This window comes from Brucella daejeonensis, from assembly GCF_014199265.1.
Taxonomy (GTDB): Bacteria; Pseudomonadota; Alphaproteobacteria; order Rhizobiales; family Rhizobiaceae; genus Brucella; species Brucella daejeonensis.
The window spans coordinates 26,196-43,954 of record NZ_JACIJG010000009.1 but is presented as its reverse complement, the minus strand read 5'-3'; the positions used below and the strand labels follow the sequence as shown (position 1 = coordinate 43,954).

Sequence of the window (17,759 nt, the reverse complement as noted above, 5' to 3'; positions counted from 1 at the left end):
CATGCCCGTTTTCAGCAAGCTCGGTCTTAAATCCACCACTGGACGCCATACCGTGATCGACGGCGTTGCCGACGGTTTCGAGGCGTTCTGTCTCGCACGACTGGTGGAGGAGATCGGTGAAAACGGGCCTATCATGTATGTGGTGCGTGACGGACAACGCATTGCAGATCTGGAGCAAGTGCTGGGGTTTGTCGCTCCCGATCTGCCGGTTCTGCATCTGCCCGCATGGGACTGCCTGCCCTATGACCGCGTGTCACCGGGCGCGGATGCAGCGGCGCGCAGGCTCACGGCACTTGGTGCGCTGGCGGCGCTCAAAAAAGCACCGCATCGCGCAGTCGTGCTCACCACGGCCAATGCGGTACTGCAAAAACTGCCGCCACAGGCGGCTATCGCCGAACAGGTTATTTCAGCTCGTCCGGGTAACCAGCTCGATATGAACGAACTGGCGGCACGACTGGAGCGCAACGGTTTCGAGCGCGTTTCTACCGTGCGCGATATTGGCGAATTCGCGGTGCGCGGCGGCATTCTCGATCTTTATGCGCCGGGCGCGGAAGAACCGCTGAGGCTCGACTTCTTCGGCGATACGCTGGAGACCATCCGCGCTTTCGATCCCGCATCGCAGCGCACCATCGGCACACGCAAGGAATTCGTGCTCCAGCCGATGAGCGAAATCACGCTCACGCCGGATATGATTAGCCGGTTTCGCAAGAATTATGTCGCCATATTCGGCGCGCCGCAGCGCGACGATGCGCTTTATCAGGCGATCAGCGAAGGCCGCCGTTTTGCAGGCATGGAGCATTGGCTACCGCTCTTCTACGATCATCTGGAAACCGTGTTCGACCATGCAGGCAACATGCCGGTGGTGTTCGATCATCTGGTGCTGGAAGCACTGGCCGAACGCCACACGATGGTGGTCGATCATTATGAAGCGCGGCTGCGTCAGGCCGAAGGCAAGGAGGCGGGCAGCGATGCGGTTCCTTATAAGCCGGTCAAGCCGGAAACGCTCTATCTGACGCCGAAGGCGGTGGAGGATGCGATTGTCGGTCGGCGTATCGATCTGACGCCCTTTGGCGTGCCGGATGTGGCGGGACGCACGATCATCCATGCGGACGCGCATAAGGGACGCAATTTTGCCGAGGAACGTGCTGCCACCGACGTAAATCTGTTCGAAGCCGCAGTAAAGCACATCGCTGATTTGCGTGCATCCGGCAAGAAGGTGTTGGTCGCGGCCTGGAGTGAAGGCTCGCTAGACCGTCTGCTACAGGTGCTCGACGAGCATGGGCTGGAAAAGATCGAGACAGTGGATCGTCTTTCGACAGTCAAGGCTCTGTCGCGCGACAAGGTTACCGCAGCGGTACTGGCTGTCGAAAGCGGTTTTGACGCAGGCGATCTGGTCGTGGTGGCCGAACAGGATATTCTGGGCGACCGTCTCATTCGCCGCTCGAAACGGCGCAAGCGCGACCAGAATTTCATTGCCGAAGCCGCATCGCTGACGGCTGGCGATATCGTCGTCCATGTCGATCACGGTATCGGACGTTTCATCGGCCTCAAGACAATCACTGCGGCAGGTGCGCCGCATGATTGCCTTGAAATTCATTATGCAGGCGATGACCGGCTGTTCCTACCGGTCGAAAATATCGAGCTTTTGTCGCGCTATGGTTCGGAAGGCTCCGATGCCGTTCTGGACAAGCTTGGCGGTGGCGCATGGCAGGCACGAAAGGCCAAGCTCAAGAAACGCCTGCTGGAAATCGCCGGTCATCTGATACAGATTGCCGCCGAACGCCAGATGCGCGGCGCGCCGGTGATGACGCCACCGGATGGGCTTTATGCTGAATTTGCCGCGCGCTTCCCCTATGACGAAACCGAAGACCAGCTCAATGCTATTGAGGCGGTGGCCGATGATCTTGCCTTGGGCAAGCCGATGGATCGCCTGATTTGCGGCGATGTCGGTTTCGGCAAGACAGAAGTAGCCTTACGCGCTGCCTTCATCGCTGCGATGTGCGGCGTTCAGGTGGCGATTGTCGTGCCGACAACGCTTCTGTCACGCCAGCATTTCAAGACTTTCTCCAAGCGTTTCCACGGTCTGCCGCTCAATGTTGCCCATGCCTCGCGACTGGTTGGCGCGAAGGAGCTGGCGGCTACCAAAAAAGGGCTGGAAGAGGGGACTGTCGATATTGTCGTCGGCACCCATGCGCTGCTGGGCTCTTCCATCAAGTTCAAGAATCTCGGCCTGCTCATCATTGATGAAGAGCAGCATTTCGGTGTCAAGCACAAGGAACGTCTGAAGGAACTCAAATCCGACGTGCATGTGCTGACCCTGTCCGCGACGCCAATCCCACGCACCTTGCAGCTTGCGCTGACCGGCGTGCGCGAATTGTCGCTGATTACCACGCCGCCGGTGGATCGCATGGCGGTGCGCACATTCGTTTCGCCCTTCGATCCGCTTGTCATCCGCGAGACGCTGTTGCGCGAACGCTATCGCGGTGGCCAGAGTTTCTATGTCGTCCCGCGCATTTCCGACCTCACTGACATTGAGGAATTTCTGAAAGACCATGTGCCGGAGTTGAAAGTGGCGACCGCTCACGGGCAGATGGCGCCGGGGGTGCTTGATGACATTATGAACGCCTTCTATGACGGGCAATATGACGTGCTGTTGTCCACGACCATCGTGGAATCGGGGCTTGATATTCCGACCGCCAATACGATGATCGTGCATCGCGCCGATATGTTCGGTCTGGCGCAATTGTACCAGTTGCGTGGTCGCGTCGGGCGTTCCAAGCAGCGCGCTTTTGCCCTGTTCACGCTACCGGCCGGCAAAATGCTGACCCAGATGGCGGAACGTCGCCTGAAGGTTCTGCAATCGCTCGATACGCTTGGCGCGGGCTTCCAGCTTGCCAGCCACGATATGGATATTCGCGGCGCGGGCAATCTTTTGGGCGAAGAACAGTCCGGTCATATCAAGGAAGTCGGTTTCGAGCTTTACCAGCAAATGTTGGAAGAAGCGGTGGCGACGCTCAAGGGCACAATCGAGGTCGAAGACAGCCAGTGGTCGCCGCAGATTGCGATTGGCACGGCGGTCATGATCCCGGAAGCTTACGTGCCCGATCTGCAATTGCGCCTCGGTCTTTATCGCCGTCTGGCCGATCTGCAAGAACCGCAGGACATTGACGCCTTCGGCGCTGAACTCATCGACCGTTTTGGCCCGATGCCGGACGAAGTGCAGCACTTGCTCAAGATCGTCTATATCAAGGCGTTGTGCCGCCGCGCCAATGTCGAAAAACTCGATGCCGGGCCGAAGGGCGTGGTGATCCAGTTCCGTCAGGCGACTTTCAACAATCCGGTTGGACTGGTGAAGATGATAGGCGAACAGGGTTCCCTGGCCAAGATCAGACCGGATCAGAGCATCGTTTTCATCCGCGATTGGCCGACGCCGGAAAAGCGCCTCAACGGTTCAGCCGTCATTATGACACAGCTTGCTAAAATCGCGGCGGAGTGAATCTTACCGATCTTCGGAAATTCCCGGCTCAAAACCTTCGGCCGTCTGGCGGATGGCGTCGGCCAGAACATCGGCGGTTTGCGCGCCCATGACGGCATATTTCTGATCGATGATGAAGCAGGGCACACCGCGCACGCTGATACGGCTGGCGGTGTCTATTTCCTCGCGGACAGTCGCCTTGTCGGCATCGCTCTGGAGCAATCTCGCAACGACTGCTGCGTCCATTCCTGTACTTGCAGCCGCATCGACCAGCACTTCATGATCGCCAATATCCTGTCCCTGCTCGAAATAGAGCGAGAATAGCAGTCCGACCATACGGTCCTGTGTGTCGGGAGCCGCCTGCGCCGCCCAATGGATCAAGCGATGCGCATCGAGTGTGTTTGGTGCTCGGGCGATCGCATCGAAATCGAAGACGATATCATTCTCTTCGCCAAGATCGGTCAGTTGCTTATGGATATCGTCAATCTTCGAGCCGCTGCCAAATTTCTCGCGCATGTAGGTTCTGCGATCCTTACCCTGCGGCGGCAAGGTCGGGTCAAGCTGGAACGGACGCCAGCGAACCTCGGCGTCCACCTCCGGCACCATGGCCAACGCTGCCTCCAGCCGCTTTCGCCCGAGGAAACACCACGGGCAGACGACATCCGAAACGACATCGATTGTAATCTTTCTGATAGCCATGGCGGTGTCTCCGTGCAGCAGAGTGCGAGAGCGCAACTCCCGCATGAGATTCATAATATAGTTGAAGCATGTAGGGTGGATTACAGCTGTCTTAAAGACAAGTCATTGCTTTGCGCGCCACCATGTCGGCAATTGGTAACCGTAAAGCGGTGTCTTCCGGGGATGTTCGATCTGGCTCCATCTTGCCACCCACTGATAAGGGAGATGATAAAGCGGTATATAATAATCGCCGGATATCAACACGCGATCGAGCGCGTGTACCGCACTAACGAAATCGACGCGACTTTTTGCGGCCAGCAGCGCTTCGATCATTGCATCGACGGCGGGATCGGCAACACCCGCATAGTTGAAACTGCCCTGAATATCGCGTGATGCAGCCCCCCATCGCATCCATTGTTCGTTGCCGGGCGAAAGCGAGCCTGTCAGAGCGCCGAGGATCATGTCGTAATCGAAAGTCTGGAGGCGTTGCTGGTATTGAGCGTCATCCGCTGTACGAATCTCCGCAGTAATGCCGAGACGTGCAAGATTGCGCTTATAGGCAAGCGCGACTTTTTCCTCATCGGGCGAGCGCGTCATGATCTCGAATGAGAATGGCTTGCCAGATGGATCGATCGCAAGACCGCGTTCGAAACGGAAGCCGGCTTCTGTCAAGAGATCATAGGCCTTCTTGGCGGGCGCCCGGTCATGGCCGCTCCCGTCCGTCACGGGCGGGTGCCAGGTGCCATTCATCACATCTTCCCGAACGACATCCGGGAAGGGGGCAAGCAGTTCCTTTTCACGTGCATCCGCTGGTTTGCCGACCGATGAAAGCTCCGAACCTTCCCAGAAACTCTGGGTTCGGCGATATTGATCGGCAAAAAGATTGCGGTTGGCCCATTCGAAATCGAACAGCAAACCGAGAGCCTGGCGCACCCGACGGTCGGCAAAAATCGGTCGCCGCGTGTTGAATACGAAGCCCAGCATGTTGACGGGCGTGCCTTTTTCAAAGCTGTCCTTGACGACGTTGCCCTGCATTACCGCCGGGAAGTCGTAGAGCTTTTCCCAACGGGTAGGGTTGGCTTCGATGAAAACATCGAGCAGGCCCTTCTTGAACGATTCGAACAATGACGTCTCGTTTCGATAATATTCGATGCTCAACGTATCGAAATTGTTGAGGCCAGTCTGTGTCGGCAGATCCTTGCCCCAATAATCGGGATTACGCTTGTAGATAATGCGCTGGCCGGGCTGCACGTCGGACACGATATAGGGACCGCTTCCGACAGGCGGTTTCAGCGAGGAATTGCCGAATGTTTCGCGATCGATGGCGTGCTTTGGAAGCACGGGCGTGATGGACGCGATGAGCATCGGAAACTCACGGTCCGACTTGTCGTTGAAGATGAAGCGGACAGAACGATCTCCAGTCTTCTCGATCTTTTCGATGCGGCTCACCCGGTTGTTGTAGGGAGGGCGTCCCTTTTCGGTCAGAATGTCATAGGTAAAGAGTACGTCGTCCACTGTAACCGGCTCGCCGTCCGACCATTTCGCTTTCGGGTTCAGTGTGAACTCGACCCACTTGCGATCCGGGTCGATGGAGATTTTCTCAGCTAGCAGAGGATAGAGTGTGAAAGGCTCGTCGCGGGAGCGCTGCATCAATGGTTCAAAAACCAGATTGCCCAATTCGCCGTCGAGAAACAGCCCGCGCGCCGTCGTGCGCATGCTTTTCAGCACAAACGGGTTGAGGCTATCGAAGGTGCCGACAACACCCATCGTGAGCGCGCCACCCTTTGGTGCGTCGGGATTGGCATAAGGGAAATGGCTGAAGTCCGCCGGTAGCGCCACGTCTCCGTGCATCGAGAGCGCGTAATCTGGCTGCGTCTGGGCAACGGCCCGCGCTGCCGTCATGCCGATGACCGATCCGACAAGACTCGCAAACACAGCTCTGCGGAAAATGGCAATCAATCCGTTCAACTTCAGTCGCCCAGTGTAAATAAGTTTGATGGTCGTCGCTGAGCAGCGGCGATTCGAAACAGGAAACTAGCATGATCGTACATTATGTGCGGAATTAGGGCGTGTCCGGCACGTGACAGTGGAGACCAAAATAGAGATTCTGGCGGATTCCTGGACGTGAATGTCGAAACTTGTCTGGATTCATGGCCCTAGTCGTTGTAACACGGCTTCGAATTAGGTCTGGATGGGGACGGAAGTCCTCAAAGGTCACGCTGTTGCCGCATTTTCAAATCAGTGACGGTCTATCGCTGACTTAAAACACAGAACGGGAACTATAGATCAGAGCGTTGAAAGGAACCTGTTGATCATGTCCAGCACGAAGACAATCGCTGCCGCATCTGCCATTGCTGGCGCGTTCGCCCTGCTTGCCACCGCGACGATGCCTGCATCTGCGCAGCAGCAGCCACCGCAGGGCTGGTTCAAGGTCTGCTCGAAGCAGGAAGACAATGACATCTGCAACACGCAGAACATCGTCACGGCCGATTCCGGCCAGCTCCTTACGGCCGTCAACCTCATTGAGATCAAGGGCAAGATCAACCGCAAGATCTTTCAGGTGACGGTTCCCATCGGCCGTCTGATTCCGGCCGGTGTCGGCCTCCAGATCGACAGCAACAAGCCGGTCAAGCTCGAATACGGCATCTGCTTCCCGGATCGCTGCATCGCGGAAGCTCCGCTGACCGATGATCTCATCAATGCGCTCAAGAAGGGCGGCAAGCTGACCCTGACGTCTGTCAACTATCAGAACAAGCCGAACCCGATTCCGGTTGCTCTCACGGGATTCTCCAACGCGCTGACCGGTCCGGCTCTCAAGCAGTCCGAACTGGAAGAACGCCAGAAGGAACTTCAGGATGCGGTCCAGAAGCGCCAGAAGGATTTTGAAGCCAAGATGAAGGCTGAACAGGACAAGGCCAAGGGCGCAGCCAACTAATCCGCTGTCCGGCATGTTATAAAAAAGGGCGCCCTGAGCGCCCTTTTTTGTTTAATCTACCGCTTGAGAACACAGCCTAATTGGAATGTTGCGATTTCACGCGATAGGTTCCATTATCCAGCCGCTCGAATATCTCGTCGATCTGAGAATGACGCAAGGGTTCGCCGCTCATATCCGGTACGAGGTTTTGCTCCGAGACATAGGCGACATATTCGGATTCCTCGTTTTCGGCGAGAAGATGATAGAATGGTTGATCTCGGCGCGGACGCGCTTCCTCCGGAATGGAAGCATACCATTCTTCCGTGTTTGCAAATTCCGGGTCGACATCGAAAATGATCCCGCGAAACGGGAATAATCGGTGTCTGACGACCTGACCGATCTGGAATTTCGCGTGCTTTATTTGTGTCATGCCCATGCAAGCTAATGTAGTCCACCGCACGACAAATTAAAGTCGGCAGGCCCCAGTATTCCTGTCGGGTCGCGGTATCCGGTTCTGGAAGGCGGCGCGCTTAGCCGGTATGTTTTCCGCCGCGCCGGTCGGGCAGACTCGGCAGTTTCGGAATGAGATTGGCAAAACCGCTACCCGGACGAAGACCCTCACGCATGAAGAAGGCGCGTAGCGGCGCGAATGAACGCAGCATTTCTAGTCCGACCCCACGCACGATCTGGGCAGGAAGCATCGAAGAAAGAAGCGAGCGATTGAGTGCGTCGACGGAGCCGGTGCGCGCAAGAATGTCGGGGCGCCGCGCGCGATCATAGGCGCGAATGACGCGATCCGATCCGGGGTCGACGGGGTCGCTTTCGACAGCCTTGACCAGCGTTTCGACGTCGCGCGAACCGAGGTTGAGTCCCTGAGCGCCAATCGGCGGAAATACGTGCGCGGCTTCACCGATCAGGAGCGTGCGCTTTGCCGCAAAGACATGCGGCACGAGGCCGGAAAGGGGCCATGCCTGCGGTCTGATTTCCAGTTCGATCTTGCCCAGCATGGATTGCATCATGTCCTCGATGTGCGCGGCAAGCGCGGCATCGTCAAGCGCCAGAAGCTTTTTGGCCCGGTCGGGATTGACCACCCATACAAGACTGGAACGCTTGCCTTTCAGCGGTACCTGGGTGAAGGGGCCTTCTTCGGTGTGGAATTCCGTCGAGACGTTTTCGTGGTCGATCGTGTGCGAGAAGGATAGTACGACCGCCGTTTGCGGATAGCTCCAGCGGCGCGTACGAATGCCCGCAGCTTCACGTGCCATGGAGTTACGCCCATCCGCCGCCACAACCAGTCGCGTGTGCAGCGTATCTCCACCTGAAAGCGTGATACTCACATGGTCGTCATTGTGGCGGTATTCGATGACCGTATTGTTGACGCGCTGGATATTCGCATTGCGCGCCACAGCCTCGGCCAGTTTCTCGTTCAGGATGGCGTTTGGAATATTATAGCCGAAAGCTGTTTCGTCGATCTCACCGGCCCGGAAAGTCACGACGGGGCTTCTTACGAGGCGCCGTGTGGCATCGACGATACGCATGGAGGCCAGTGGTGCTGCTTCGGGTTCTATCTCAGACCAGACGCCCAATCCTTCCAGAAACCGGATCGCAGGCATCATGAGCGCGGTCGTGCGCCGGTCTCCCTTGTCCGTTTCGGGTCCGATCAACACGATTCGATAACCCTTCTCGCCGAGCGCCAGAGCCGCCATCATTCCGGCTGGTCCACTGCCGCTGATGATAATATCGGTAAGAGGCTTGTTCACAATCAGATCGTTCATCGTGTTGCGTCCCTGATCCAGAATGGCGGTCCCGTGATCACTCGCGGTCGCTTGTCTGCGGTGAGATGATTCCTGCCGGATAGTTTTGACCGGCACTTAAACCAAATTGCGGCCAAAAGGCCATTCTTCCGTGGGATTATGGCGGATTTGCCTCATGCCTTACTTGCTCTTTTGCTCTTATTCAGTGAAAGCTTCTGCAAGATCGGTGACTTTTTTCAGGGAAAAAAGCACATGACTGGTCTTGAAGATTGGGGACGTCGGATTGTTTGGTGTATGCGTGTCCAACAGATTGTATCTATTCGCCGTCTCTAGGAGCAATTTGGGCGGAATCTACACGGCGACAACTTGAAATGGCGGACAGCGTGAAAACCAGACTGACCGGAAAACTAAAAGCCAAGAAAGTCACCGCGCCGCAAGCCAAGGCGTTTTCGGTTCATCTTCTCACGGCATCGGGTTCGTTTCTGGCGTTTCTGTCCATCGTGGCAGCCAGCGACGGGCGCTATACGGCCATGTGGTGGTGGCTCGGGCTGGCGCTGTTCGTGGACGGCATCGACGGGCCCATCGCACGCAAGCTCGAAGTCAAATACGTTTTGCCGAACTGGTCCGGCGAAATGCTCGACAATATCATCGATTATGTCACCTATGTTCTGATCCCGGCTTTCGCTCTCTATCAGAGCGGGTTCATGGGGACGAATCTGTCCTTCTTATCCGGTGCGATCATCGTGGTTTCCAGCGCGATCTATTATGCCGATACGGGCATGAAGACGAAGGAAAACTTCTTCAAGGGTTTTCCCGTCGTCTGGAACATGGTGGTGTTCACGCTCTTTATCGTCAAGCCGGGCGAATGGGTCGCTTTTGCAACGGTTGTGATCTCGGCGATCCTGTCTTTCCTGCCGATCAATTTCCTCCATCCGGTGCGTGTCGTGCGGCTGCGCCCGCTTAATCTGACGATTTTCCTGCTGTGGTGTGCATCCGGCATCATCGCGCTTTATTACATGCTTGATGCGCCGCTCTGGGTTCGCATCGGCATTTCCGTCACCGGACTATACATCTATTTCATTGGCGCGATCATGCAGCTTTTCCCGAGCCTCGGCCGTGAAGCGGCGCTCGCCAAGGCCAGAAAAGTTGTCGAGAAGAAGCAGAAGACCGGAGAAGCACCATGATAAATGCCATTCGTGTTCATCAGACTGGCGGGCCTGAAGTCCTCCAATATGAAACCGTCGAAATCGGTGAGCCGGGGCCGGGTGAAGCCAGGGTTCGTCACGAGGCGATAGGTCTGAACTTCATCGATGTCTATTTCCGCAGCGGGCTTTATAAAGCTGCGCAAATGCCGTTCACGCCCGGCAATGAGGGTGCGGGCACGGTAACCGCTGTCGGTGCAGGCGTTGAAAATGTGCATGTGGGCGACCGCGTTGCCTACGTCGCAACGCCCGGTTCCTATGCGGACGAACGTATCCTGCCGGCGGACAGGCTGGTGAGGGTACCTGACGCAATCGATCTCAGAACCGCCGCCTCGATGATGCTGAAAGGCATGACCGCGCAATATCTCCTGCGCCGTACTTTCCGTGTAGAACCCGGCCAGACGATCCTGTTTCACGCGGCGGCGGGCGGCGTGGGCCTCATTGCGGGGCAATGGGCCCGGCGTCTTGGCGCAACCGTTATCGGTACGGCGGGTTCGGACGAGAAAATCGCACTCGCCAAAAAACATGGCTACGATCACGTGATCAATTACCGCACGGAAAACTTCGCCGAACGGGTGCGTGAACTTACCAACGGTGAAGGCGTGGACGTGGTCTACGACTCGGTCGGTCGCGACACTTATATGGGTTCGCTTGACGTCCTGAAGCCACTTGGCATGTTTGCCTGCTTCGGCCAGTCGTCTGGTATCATTCCGCCTTTCGATCTCGGTATTCTGGCACAGAAGGGGTCGCTTTTCGCGACGCGCCCGACACTTTTCAATTACATCGCCAAGCGTGCCGATCTGGAAAAGTCGGCGGCTGAACTCTTCGATGTGGTGACAAGCGGTGTCGTGAAGATCGAAATCAATCAGACCTATGCCCTCAAGGATGCGCGCAAGGCGCATGAGGAACTGGAAGCGCGGAAGACGACGGGCACGAGTATCCTGCTGCCGTAAATGGGGAAAAGGTTGCGGCGGTGTGCATATATCCACCGCAGCTTGCTTTTGGACTTTTCAAGAGCAGACTTGCTGGATAAGGTCGCTCAAAAATACGTTGGGGAACAATGTCAGCGCGCTCAACCGACCGGCCTCTTCTGGATGTCCGCCGGCTCACGAAAGCTTTTGGTCAGCTTAAAGCCTGCGATGGGGTCGATCTTACCATCGCCGAGGGCGAGATTCATGCGCTCCTGGGTGAAAACGGCGCAGGCAAATCCACTTTCGTAAAAATGCTGTTCGGTGCCTTGCAGCCGCTTGATGGTGAAATCGTCTGGAAAGGGCAAAGCGTCGTCATTCATGAACCTGCCGTGGCAAGAAAACTTGGCATAGGCATGGTTTTTCAGCATTTTTCGTTATTCGATTCTCTGACCGCAGCCGAAAACATTGCGCTTTCGCTGGATCGCTCACTGTCTTTGGCGGAGGTGGCCAAACGTGCGCGGGAAGTGGGCAAGACTTATGGCCTTCCAGTGGATCCGCAAGCGCATGTCGGGGATCTTTCGGTGGGTGAGCGCCAGCGCATTGAAATCGTGCGCTGCCTCCTTCAGGAACCCGACCTCATCATTCTCGATGAACCGACTTCCGTGCTGACGCCGCAGGAAGCCGACAGGCTTTTTGAAACGTTGGAGCGTTTGAAGGCCGAGGGCAAGTCCATTCTCTATATCAGCCATCGTCTGGAAGAGGTGAAGCGGCTCTGCGACTGCGCAACGGTGTTGCGTCACGGTAAGGTCGTAGGGCATTGCGACCCGCGTCAGGAAACGGCGGCGTCGCTCGCCCGCATGATGGTGGGCAACGACATCAATGTCGTCGCGCGCGCGCCGATTGCAGCGAATGTGGCAGGCGCGCCGCTTTTCGAGATCAAGGGCCTCTCGCAACCGCCGCGCGGGCCTTTTTCGACGGCGTTGAAGGATATCTCGCTCTCGGTTGCCTCGGGCGAGGTCGTCGGCATTGCCGGTGTCGCAGGCAATGGTCAGGGCGAATTTTTCGAAGCCATCTCCGGCGAGGTGCTGCAATCGGCGCCATCAGCGCTACGCATTCGCGGCAAGGATGCAGGCAGGCTCGGCATCAGTGAGCGGCGTATGATGGGGGCCGCCTTTGTGCCGGAAGAACGGCTCGGCCATGGTGCCGTGCCCGGCATGACACTCACCGACAATCTGTTTCTCTCACGCTACAGGACCGATGCGCGGGCCTTCCTTCGGGGCGGTAAGCTGAAACTTGTTGCCGAAAGTGCGTTGCGCTTCGCCGCAAAGCGTATCGTCGAGCGGATGGATGTGCGAAAAAGCGTGGAAAATCCACCCGCTTCAGCGCTTTCCGGCGGCAATCTGCAGAAGTTCATCATTGGTCGCGAGCTTGATCGAGCCCCGTCCGTCATGATGGTCAATCAGCCGACATGGGGTGTGGATGCGGGGGCTGCGGCGCATATCCGTCAGGCGCTCGTTGATCTTGCCCGTTCGGGTTCCGCCGTTCTCGTCATCAGTCAAGATCTGGATGAGCTTCTTGAAATCAGCGACCGTATTGCCGTCATGAACCATGGTCATCTCTCCGATCCGATGCCCATTGCCGAAGTGACGCTCGAAAAGATCGGGTTGCTTATGGGTGGCATCTCGAACGAAACGCAGGCGGGGGCGGCATAATGCGGATCGAGCTTGTAAAAAGGCCCCAGCCTTCAAGATTGTTCAGCACACTTTCCCCTTTACTGGCGCTGGCGCTGACGCTGGTCTTTGGTGGCCTCGCCTTCGCAATTATGGGTAAGGACCCGCTCCACGCGCTTTACGTTTTCTTCATCGAGCCGCTTTTGGACATCTGGTCGTGGCACGAGCTTCTGGTGAAGGCGGCTCCGCTCATCCTGATCGCCGTTGGCCTTTGCGTCTGCTTTGTTTCCAATAACTGGAATATCGGGGCTGAAGGCCAATTCATCATGGGGGCAATTGCCGGCTCGGTCCTGCCGGTCATGTTCCCCGATCTTGAATCATGGATCGTGCTGCCCCTGATGATGCTGATGGGCATGGCAGGTGGAGCAGCCTATGCGTCGATCCCGGCGCTATTAAAAGTGCGCCTCAACACCAATGAAATCCTCACCAGCCTGATGCTCGTCTACGTCGCGCAGCTTTTTCTCGACTGGCTGGTGCGCGGGCCGTGGCGTAACCCTGAAGGCTATAATTTTCCGGAAACGCGCCAGTTTAACGACAGCGCTGTCCTGCCTGAAATCTGGAGCGCGTCCGGTCGTGCTCACTGGGGCTTTATCTTCGCGATCGTGGCGGCGATTGTAGTCTGGTTTCTGCTCAAGCACACGCTGAAAGGTTTCGAGGTCAAGGTAATCGGTCAAAGTCCGAGGGCGGGGCGCTTTGCCGGTTTCAGTTCGGGCAGGATGGTTTTTTTCGTTTTCGCCCTGTCCGGCGCGCTCGCAGGACTTGCAGGCATTGCGGAAACGTCTGGCGCTATCGGTCAATTGCGTCCCGTTATTTCGCCCGGCTATGGCTTCACGGCGATCATCGTTGCCTTTCTGGGGCGTCTCAATCCACTTGGAGCGATTGCGGCGGGGCTTGTGCTGGCGCTTTCATATCTTGGCGGCGAAGCGGCGCAGGTCGCCATCGGCATTTCGGAAAAGTCCGCGCGTGTATTTCAGGGCATGATCCTGTTCTTCGTGCTCGCCTGCGACACGCTCATTCTCTATCGCGTTCGATTGGTAATGAACCGCCAGACAGGAAAGGCCTGATCTTATGGATTTGACGCAGGCCATCATTCTCACGATTGCTACCGCAGCGACGCCGCTCTTGATTGCGGCCATCGGCGAATTGGTGGTGGAGCGTTCCGGTGTCCTCAACCTCGGTGTCGAGGGCATGATGCTGATGGGTGCTGTTTCGGGTTTCGCCATCGCGCAGATGACGGGATCGGCCTGGCTTGGCCTTCTCGCGGCGATTCTGGTCGGCATGATGTTTGCGGCCGTTTTTGGCTTTCTCACCCTGACGCTCGTCACCAATCAGGTGGCGACCGGTCTTGCGCTTACCATTCTTGGCGTCGGTGGCTCGGCTCTGCTGGGTGAAAGTTTCGTCGGACTTCCCGGTGTGCGGCTGAACGCGATCCACATTCCCTATCTGACCGACATTCCCTTGGTGGGCCGGTTTCTGTTCGGCCAGGACCCCATCTTCTACATGTCCATTCTACTTGTCGCAGGCGTGGCATGGTTCCTGTTTCGCACCCGTGCGGGGCTCACTTTGCGTGCTATCGGCGACAGCCACGGTTCGGCTCATGCGCTTGGCGTGCATGTGGTACGTACGCGTTATCTGGCTGTGCTGTTCGGCGGTGCCTGCGCTGGTCTTGCCGGTGCCCAGTTATCGCTGGTCTATGTGCCGCAATGGGTGGAAAACATGACGGCGGGACGTGGCTGGATAGCTCTGGCGCTTGTCGTTTTCGCCTCGTGGCGACCATGGCGGGTGCTGATCGGCGCATATCTGTTTGGCGCCGTTACCATTGGCCAGCTTCACGCGCAGGCGCTTGGCTTCGGGTTGCCATCGCAATTCCTGTCTGCATTGCCTTATATTGCGACAATCGCGGTGCTGGTCATCATCTCGCGCAACAAGCGCCTGACGATGATGAATACACCGGCATCACTCGGCAAGCCGTTCGTGCCGGATCGATGAGGCGGGTAAGGGGTAAACGCGGACCGGCTCCCAACGGTTTGTGTTTCGCACAGCAAATTTCTGGCGGAGGCGCGAGGCGCTTTGCACAGGATAATGCTGTGTTAACAAAGGAATAGTGGGTGCAACAAGGAGTGCAGGGATCATGAATAAGACGCTTATGGCAATTGCCACAGCGGCGAGCTTTATGCTCGGTAACGCCGCTCATGCGGAAGAAAAACTGAAGATCGGCTTCATCTATATCGGCCCTCCGGGCGATTTTGGCTGGACCTACCAGCACGATCAGGCCCGAAAAGAGCTGGTCGAGGCGCTCGGCGACAAGATTGAAACCACCTTTCTGGAAAACGTGCCGGAAGGTGCGGATGCCGAGCGTTCCATCGAGCGTCTTGCCCGGGCCGGCAACAAGCTGATTTTCACGACGTCCTTCGGTTATATGGACCCGACGCTGAAAGTCGCCAAGAAGTTCCCGGACGTGAAGTTTGAACATGCGACGGGCTACAAGACCGCCGATAACATGTCCGCTTATAATGCGCGCTTTTATGAAGGCCGTTATGTGCAGGGCGTGATCGCCGCCAAGATGTCCACCAAGGGCGTGGCCGGCTATATCGCTTCCGTACCGGTTCCGGAAGTCGTGCAGGGCATCAACTCCTTCATGCTGGGAGCCCAGTCCGTCAATCCCGATTTCAAGGTCAAGGTGATCTGGGCCAATTCCTGGTTCGACCCGGGCAAGGAAGCCGATGCAGCCAAAGCGTTGATCGACCAGGGCGTGGATATCATCACGCAGCATACCGATTCCACCGCCGCTATTCAGGTAGCGCATGATCGCGGAATCAAGGCCTTCGGTCAGGCCTCGGACATGATCAAGTTCGCGCCGGACACGCAGCTGACCGCTGTCGTGGACGAATGGGGTCCGTACTATATCGACCGTGCCAAGGCCGTTCTCGAGGGAACCTGGAAGAGCCAGAATATCTGGTGGGGCATGAAGGAAGGCCTCGTGAAGATGGCACCCTACACGAATATGCCCGATGACGTGAAGAAGCTGGCTGAGGAAACCGAAGCCAAGATCAAATCCGGGGAACTGAAGCCGTTTACCGGCCCGATCAAGAAGCAGGACGGATCGGAATGGCTGAAGGCCGGCGAACAGGCCGATGACAAGACGCTGCTCGGCATGAACTTCTACGTTGCAGGCGTTGACGACAGGCTGCCGCAATAATAAGCCGCGTGCCACGATAGAGAGAAGGGCGCTTGAAGCGCCCTTTTTCTTGTCTAACAATATGATTGCAACGCTTGTTAAAGTGTCAGCTTAAGCCCTTCATGACTATCGACAAAGCCGAGTGAGCGATAAAAGCGCAGTGCATCGGCGCGGGACTTGTCAGTGGTCAGTTGCACGAGGCCGCAACCGCGTTCGCGGCATTGCGCGATCGCCCAGTCGATCATTTGACGGCCGATGCCACCCCCGCGCACCGTGCTTGCAATGCGCACACTTTCAATCTGACCGCGCCACAGGCCCAGCCGGGAGAGGCCCGGAATGAAGCTGATCTGCATGCAGCCGATTATCTCACGGTCACGCTCGACGACCGCAAGCAACTGGTTCGGGTCCGCGTCGATAGCGGCGAAGGCGTTGCGATATTCATCGCGCAGCGGAAAGCGTGTGTCTTCGCGTTGCGCCCCAAGTGCGTCGTCGGCAAGCATGGCGACGATTACCGTCACATCCGCGAGCCCGGCTTTTCTTATGAATATGGCTGCATCTTTCTCCATCAGACCGCGATCCCGTGCAGGTCGTAGGCATCACTCGCTTCGATTTTTACCGTTACGATGTCGCCGACACGCAACGGGCGACGCGACTGGATATGAACGCTTCCATCGATTTCCGGCGCGTCGTAACGGGTGCGGCCCTTGCCGACTGTGCCATTCGCTTCATCGATGATGACTGGCAGACGCTTGCCGACCTTTTTCTTGAGAAGATTGGTGGAAATCTGCTGCTGCTTGGCCATAAAACGATGCCAGCGGGCTTCCTTGACTTCTTCCGGAACCTGTTCCAGGCCGAGATCATTGGCTTTCGCTCCCTTGACCGGTTCATACTTGAAGCAACCGGCGCGCTCAATCCTGGCTTCATCGAGCCAGTCGAGCAGCATCTCGAAATCTTCTTCCGTTTCACCCGGATAGCCGACGATGAAGGTGGAGCGAACGGCGAGATCGGGGCAGGTTTCGCGCCATGCCTGAATGCGGCGCGACGTTTTTTCCTGATGTGCTGGGCGTCGCATGTTTTTCAGGACGGCTGGTGAAGCGTGCTGGAAGGGGATGTCGAGATAAGGCAGGATCTTGCCTTCAGCCATCAGTGGGATAACCTCATCGACATGGGGGTAGGGATAAACATAATGCATCCGCACCCAGATACCCATCTGGCCCAATTCCCGTGAAAGGTCGAGGAACTTGGTGCGAACCGCCCGGTCCTGCCACATTGCTTCCTGATATTTGAGATCGAGGCCGTAAGCGCTCGTATCCTGCGAGATGACGAGAAGTTCCTTGACCCCGGCATTGACCAGTTTTTCTGCCTCGCGCAGCACCTGATCAATCGGACGCGAGACAAGATCGCCGCGTAGTGCGGGGATGATGCAGAACGAGCAACGATTCGAACAACCTTCGGAAATCTTCAGATAGGCGTAGTGGCGAGGGGTGAGTTTCACGCCCTGTGGCGGCACAAGGTCCACAAATGGGTCATGGGCGGGCGGTGCTGCTTCGTGTACCGCGCTCATCACACTTTCATAGGCCTGCGGGCCGGTGATGGCGAGCACGTTTGGATGGCGTTCACGGATGACGTCGGGTTCCGCCCCCAGGCAACCCGTTACGATCACCTTGCCGTTTTCATTGAGCGCCAGACCGATAGCGTCGAGCGATTCATCGCGGGCAGAATCGAGAAAACCGCAGGTATTGACGATCACCAGATCGGCACCGTCATGCTTGCGGGAGATATCATAGCCTTCGGAGCGAAGGCTGGTGATGATGCGTTCGGAATCCACAAGCGCCTTCGGGCAGCCAAGTGAAACGAAACTGACGCGCGGTGCGCTCATGGTAATACCTGCGAATTTCGGAAAATTGGGCGCGCAAT

General features: G+C 57.1%; 14 protein-coding genes. 8 read left to right on the top strand and 6 right to left on the bottom strand.

Annotation, left to right across the window (positions count from 1 at the left end; genetic code table 11):
• Position 1 precedes the first annotated feature (1 nt).
• Positions 2-3,496, top strand: a complete 3,495-nt coding sequence (gene mfd / locus FHS76_RS12850; RefSeq protein ID WP_183653098.1) for a transcription-repair coupling factor — start codon at positions 2-4, stop codon at positions 3,494-3,496.
• A gap of 3 nt (positions 3,497-3,499) precedes the next feature.
• Here mfd and FHS76_RS12845 read toward each other — a convergent pair whose 3' ends face one another.
• Both FHS76_RS12845 and FHS76_RS12840 read right to left on the bottom strand, forming a co-directional pair.
• A complete protein-coding gene (locus FHS76_RS12845; RefSeq protein ID WP_183653096.1) occupies positions 3,500-4,174 on the bottom strand; it encodes a DsbA family oxidoreductase in 675 nt (224 codons plus the stop codon).
• Positions 4,175-4,276: 102 nt separating this feature from the next.
• Positions 4,277-6,055, bottom strand: a complete 1,779-nt coding sequence (locus FHS76_RS12840) for an extracellular solute-binding protein (protein WP_183653460.1) — start codon at positions 6,053-6,055, stop codon at positions 4,277-4,279.
• A gap of 412 nt (positions 6,056-6,467) precedes the next feature.
• Here FHS76_RS12840 and FHS76_RS12835 point away from each other — a divergent pair, with 412 nt between their 5' ends.
• Positions 6,468-7,088: an invasion associated locus B family protein gene (locus tag FHS76_RS12835; RefSeq protein ID WP_183653093.1), complete on the top strand. Its 621-nt coding sequence runs from the start codon at positions 6,468-6,470 to the stop codon at positions 7,086-7,088.
• A gap of 76 nt (positions 7,089-7,164) precedes the next feature.
• Here FHS76_RS12835 and hspQ read toward each other — a convergent pair whose 3' ends face one another.
• Entirely contained in the window at positions 7,165-7,503 is a 339-nt protein-coding gene (hspQ, locus tag FHS76_RS12830) for a heat shock protein HspQ (RefSeq protein WP_183653090.1), read from the bottom strand.
• A gap of 94 nt (positions 7,504-7,597) precedes the next feature.
• A complete protein-coding gene (locus FHS76_RS12825; RefSeq protein ID WP_183653087.1) occupies positions 7,598-8,842 on the bottom strand; it encodes a UbiH/UbiF family hydroxylase in 1,245 nt (414 codons plus the stop codon).
• Positions 8,843-9,192: 350 nt separating this feature from the next.
• Here FHS76_RS12825 and pcsA point away from each other — a divergent pair, with 350 nt between their 5' ends.
• The 6 genes from pcsA to FHS76_RS12795 all read left to right on the top strand — a co-directional run bounded on the left by pcsA (position 9,193) and on the right by FHS76_RS12795 (position 15,863).
• Positions 9,193-10,005 (top strand): phosphatidylcholine synthase, encoded by an 813-nt coding sequence (gene pcsA / locus FHS76_RS12820; protein ID WP_183653084.1) that lies wholly within the window; start codon positions 9,193-9,195, stop codon positions 10,003-10,005.
• Entirely contained in the window at positions 10,002-10,976 is a 975-nt protein-coding gene (locus tag FHS76_RS12815) for a quinone oxidoreductase family protein (RefSeq protein ID WP_183653081.1), read from the top strand. The genes pcsA and FHS76_RS12815 overlap by 4 nt, the downstream gene beginning before the upstream one ends.
• 107 nt (positions 10,977-11,083) lie before the next feature.
• The gene (locus FHS76_RS12810; RefSeq protein ID WP_183653079.1) at positions 11,084-12,646 is read left to right on the top strand and encodes an ABC transporter ATP-binding protein; all 1,563 of its coding nucleotides are present in this window, start codon (positions 11,084-11,086) and stop codon (positions 12,644-12,646) included.
• Positions 12,646-13,728 (top strand): ABC transporter permease, encoded by a 1,083-nt coding sequence (locus tag FHS76_RS12805; protein WP_183653076.1) that lies wholly within the window; start codon positions 12,646-12,648, stop codon positions 13,726-13,728. Before FHS76_RS12810 ends, FHS76_RS12805 begins: the two co-directional genes overlap by 1 nt.
• Positions 13,729-13,732: 4 nt before the next feature.
• Positions 13,733-14,653, top strand: coding sequence for an ABC transporter permease (locus tag FHS76_RS12800; protein ID WP_183653074.1), 921 nt, complete (start codon positions 13,733-13,735; stop codon positions 14,651-14,653).
• Positions 14,654-14,795: 142 nt separating this feature from the next.
• Positions 14,796-15,863, top strand: coding sequence for a BMP family ABC transporter substrate-binding protein (locus FHS76_RS12795; protein ID WP_183653072.1), 1,068 nt, complete (start codon positions 14,796-14,798; stop codon positions 15,861-15,863).
• A 77-nt stretch (positions 15,864-15,940) separates the two neighbouring features.
• Here FHS76_RS12795 and FHS76_RS12790 read toward each other — a convergent pair whose 3' ends face one another.
• Both FHS76_RS12790 and rimO read right to left on the bottom strand, forming a co-directional pair.
• Positions 15,941-16,408 carry a GNAT family N-acetyltransferase gene (locus FHS76_RS12790; RefSeq protein WP_183653069.1) on the bottom strand — a complete coding sequence of 156 codons (468 nt, stop codon included), beginning with the start codon at positions 16,406-16,408 and terminating at the stop codon, positions 15,941-15,943.
• Entirely contained in the window at positions 16,408-17,721 is a 1,314-nt protein-coding gene (gene rimO, locus FHS76_RS12785) for a 30S ribosomal protein S12 methylthiotransferase RimO (RefSeq protein ID WP_183653067.1), read from the bottom strand. Before rimO ends, FHS76_RS12790 begins: the two co-directional genes overlap by 1 nt.
• Positions 17,722-17,759 lie beyond the last annotated feature (38 nt).

Bases quoted from the DNA above. Each gene is read 5' to 3' on its own strand.
- mfd (WP_183653098.1), top strand. From the start codon at position 2: ATGCCCGTTTTCAGCAAGCTCGGTCTTAAATCCACCACTGGACGCCAT.
- FHS76_RS12845 (WP_183653096.1), bottom strand. From the start codon at position 4,174: ATGGCTATCAGAAAGATTACAATCGATGTCGTTTCGGATGTCGTCTGC.
- FHS76_RS12840 (WP_183653460.1), bottom strand. From the start codon at position 6,055: ATGACGGCAGCGCGGGCCGTTGCCCAGACGCAGCCAGATTACGCGCTC.
- FHS76_RS12835 (WP_183653093.1), top strand. From the start codon at position 6,468: ATGTCCAGCACGAAGACAATCGCTGCCGCATCTGCCATTGCTGGCGCG.
- hspQ (WP_183653090.1), bottom strand. From the start codon at position 7,503: ATGGGCATGACACAAATAAAGCACGCGAAATTCCAGATCGGTCAGGTC.
- FHS76_RS12825 (WP_183653087.1), bottom strand. From the start codon at position 8,842: ATGAACGATCTGATTGTGAACAAGCCTCTTACCGATATTATCATCAGC.
- pcsA (WP_183653084.1), top strand. From the start codon at position 9,193: ATGGCGGACAGCGTGAAAACCAGACTGACCGGAAAACTAAAAGCCAAG.
- FHS76_RS12815 (WP_183653081.1), top strand. From the start codon at position 10,002: ATGATAAATGCCATTCGTGTTCATCAGACTGGCGGGCCTGAAGTCCTC.
- FHS76_RS12810 (WP_183653079.1), top strand. From the start codon at position 11,084: ATGTCAGCGCGCTCAACCGACCGGCCTCTTCTGGATGTCCGCCGGCTC.
- FHS76_RS12805 (WP_183653076.1), top strand. From the start codon at position 12,646: ATGCGGATCGAGCTTGTAAAAAGGCCCCAGCCTTCAAGATTGTTCAGC.
- FHS76_RS12800 (WP_183653074.1), top strand. From the start codon at position 13,733: ATGGATTTGACGCAGGCCATCATTCTCACGATTGCTACCGCAGCGACG.
- FHS76_RS12795 (WP_183653072.1), top strand. From the start codon at position 14,796: ATGAATAAGACGCTTATGGCAATTGCCACAGCGGCGAGCTTTATGCTC.
- FHS76_RS12790 (WP_183653069.1), bottom strand. From the start codon at position 16,408: ATGGAGAAAGATGCAGCCATATTCATAAGAAAAGCCGGGCTCGCGGAT.
- rimO (WP_183653067.1), bottom strand. From the start codon at position 17,721: ATGAGCGCACCGCGCGTCAGTTTCGTTTCACTTGGCTGCCCGAAGGCG.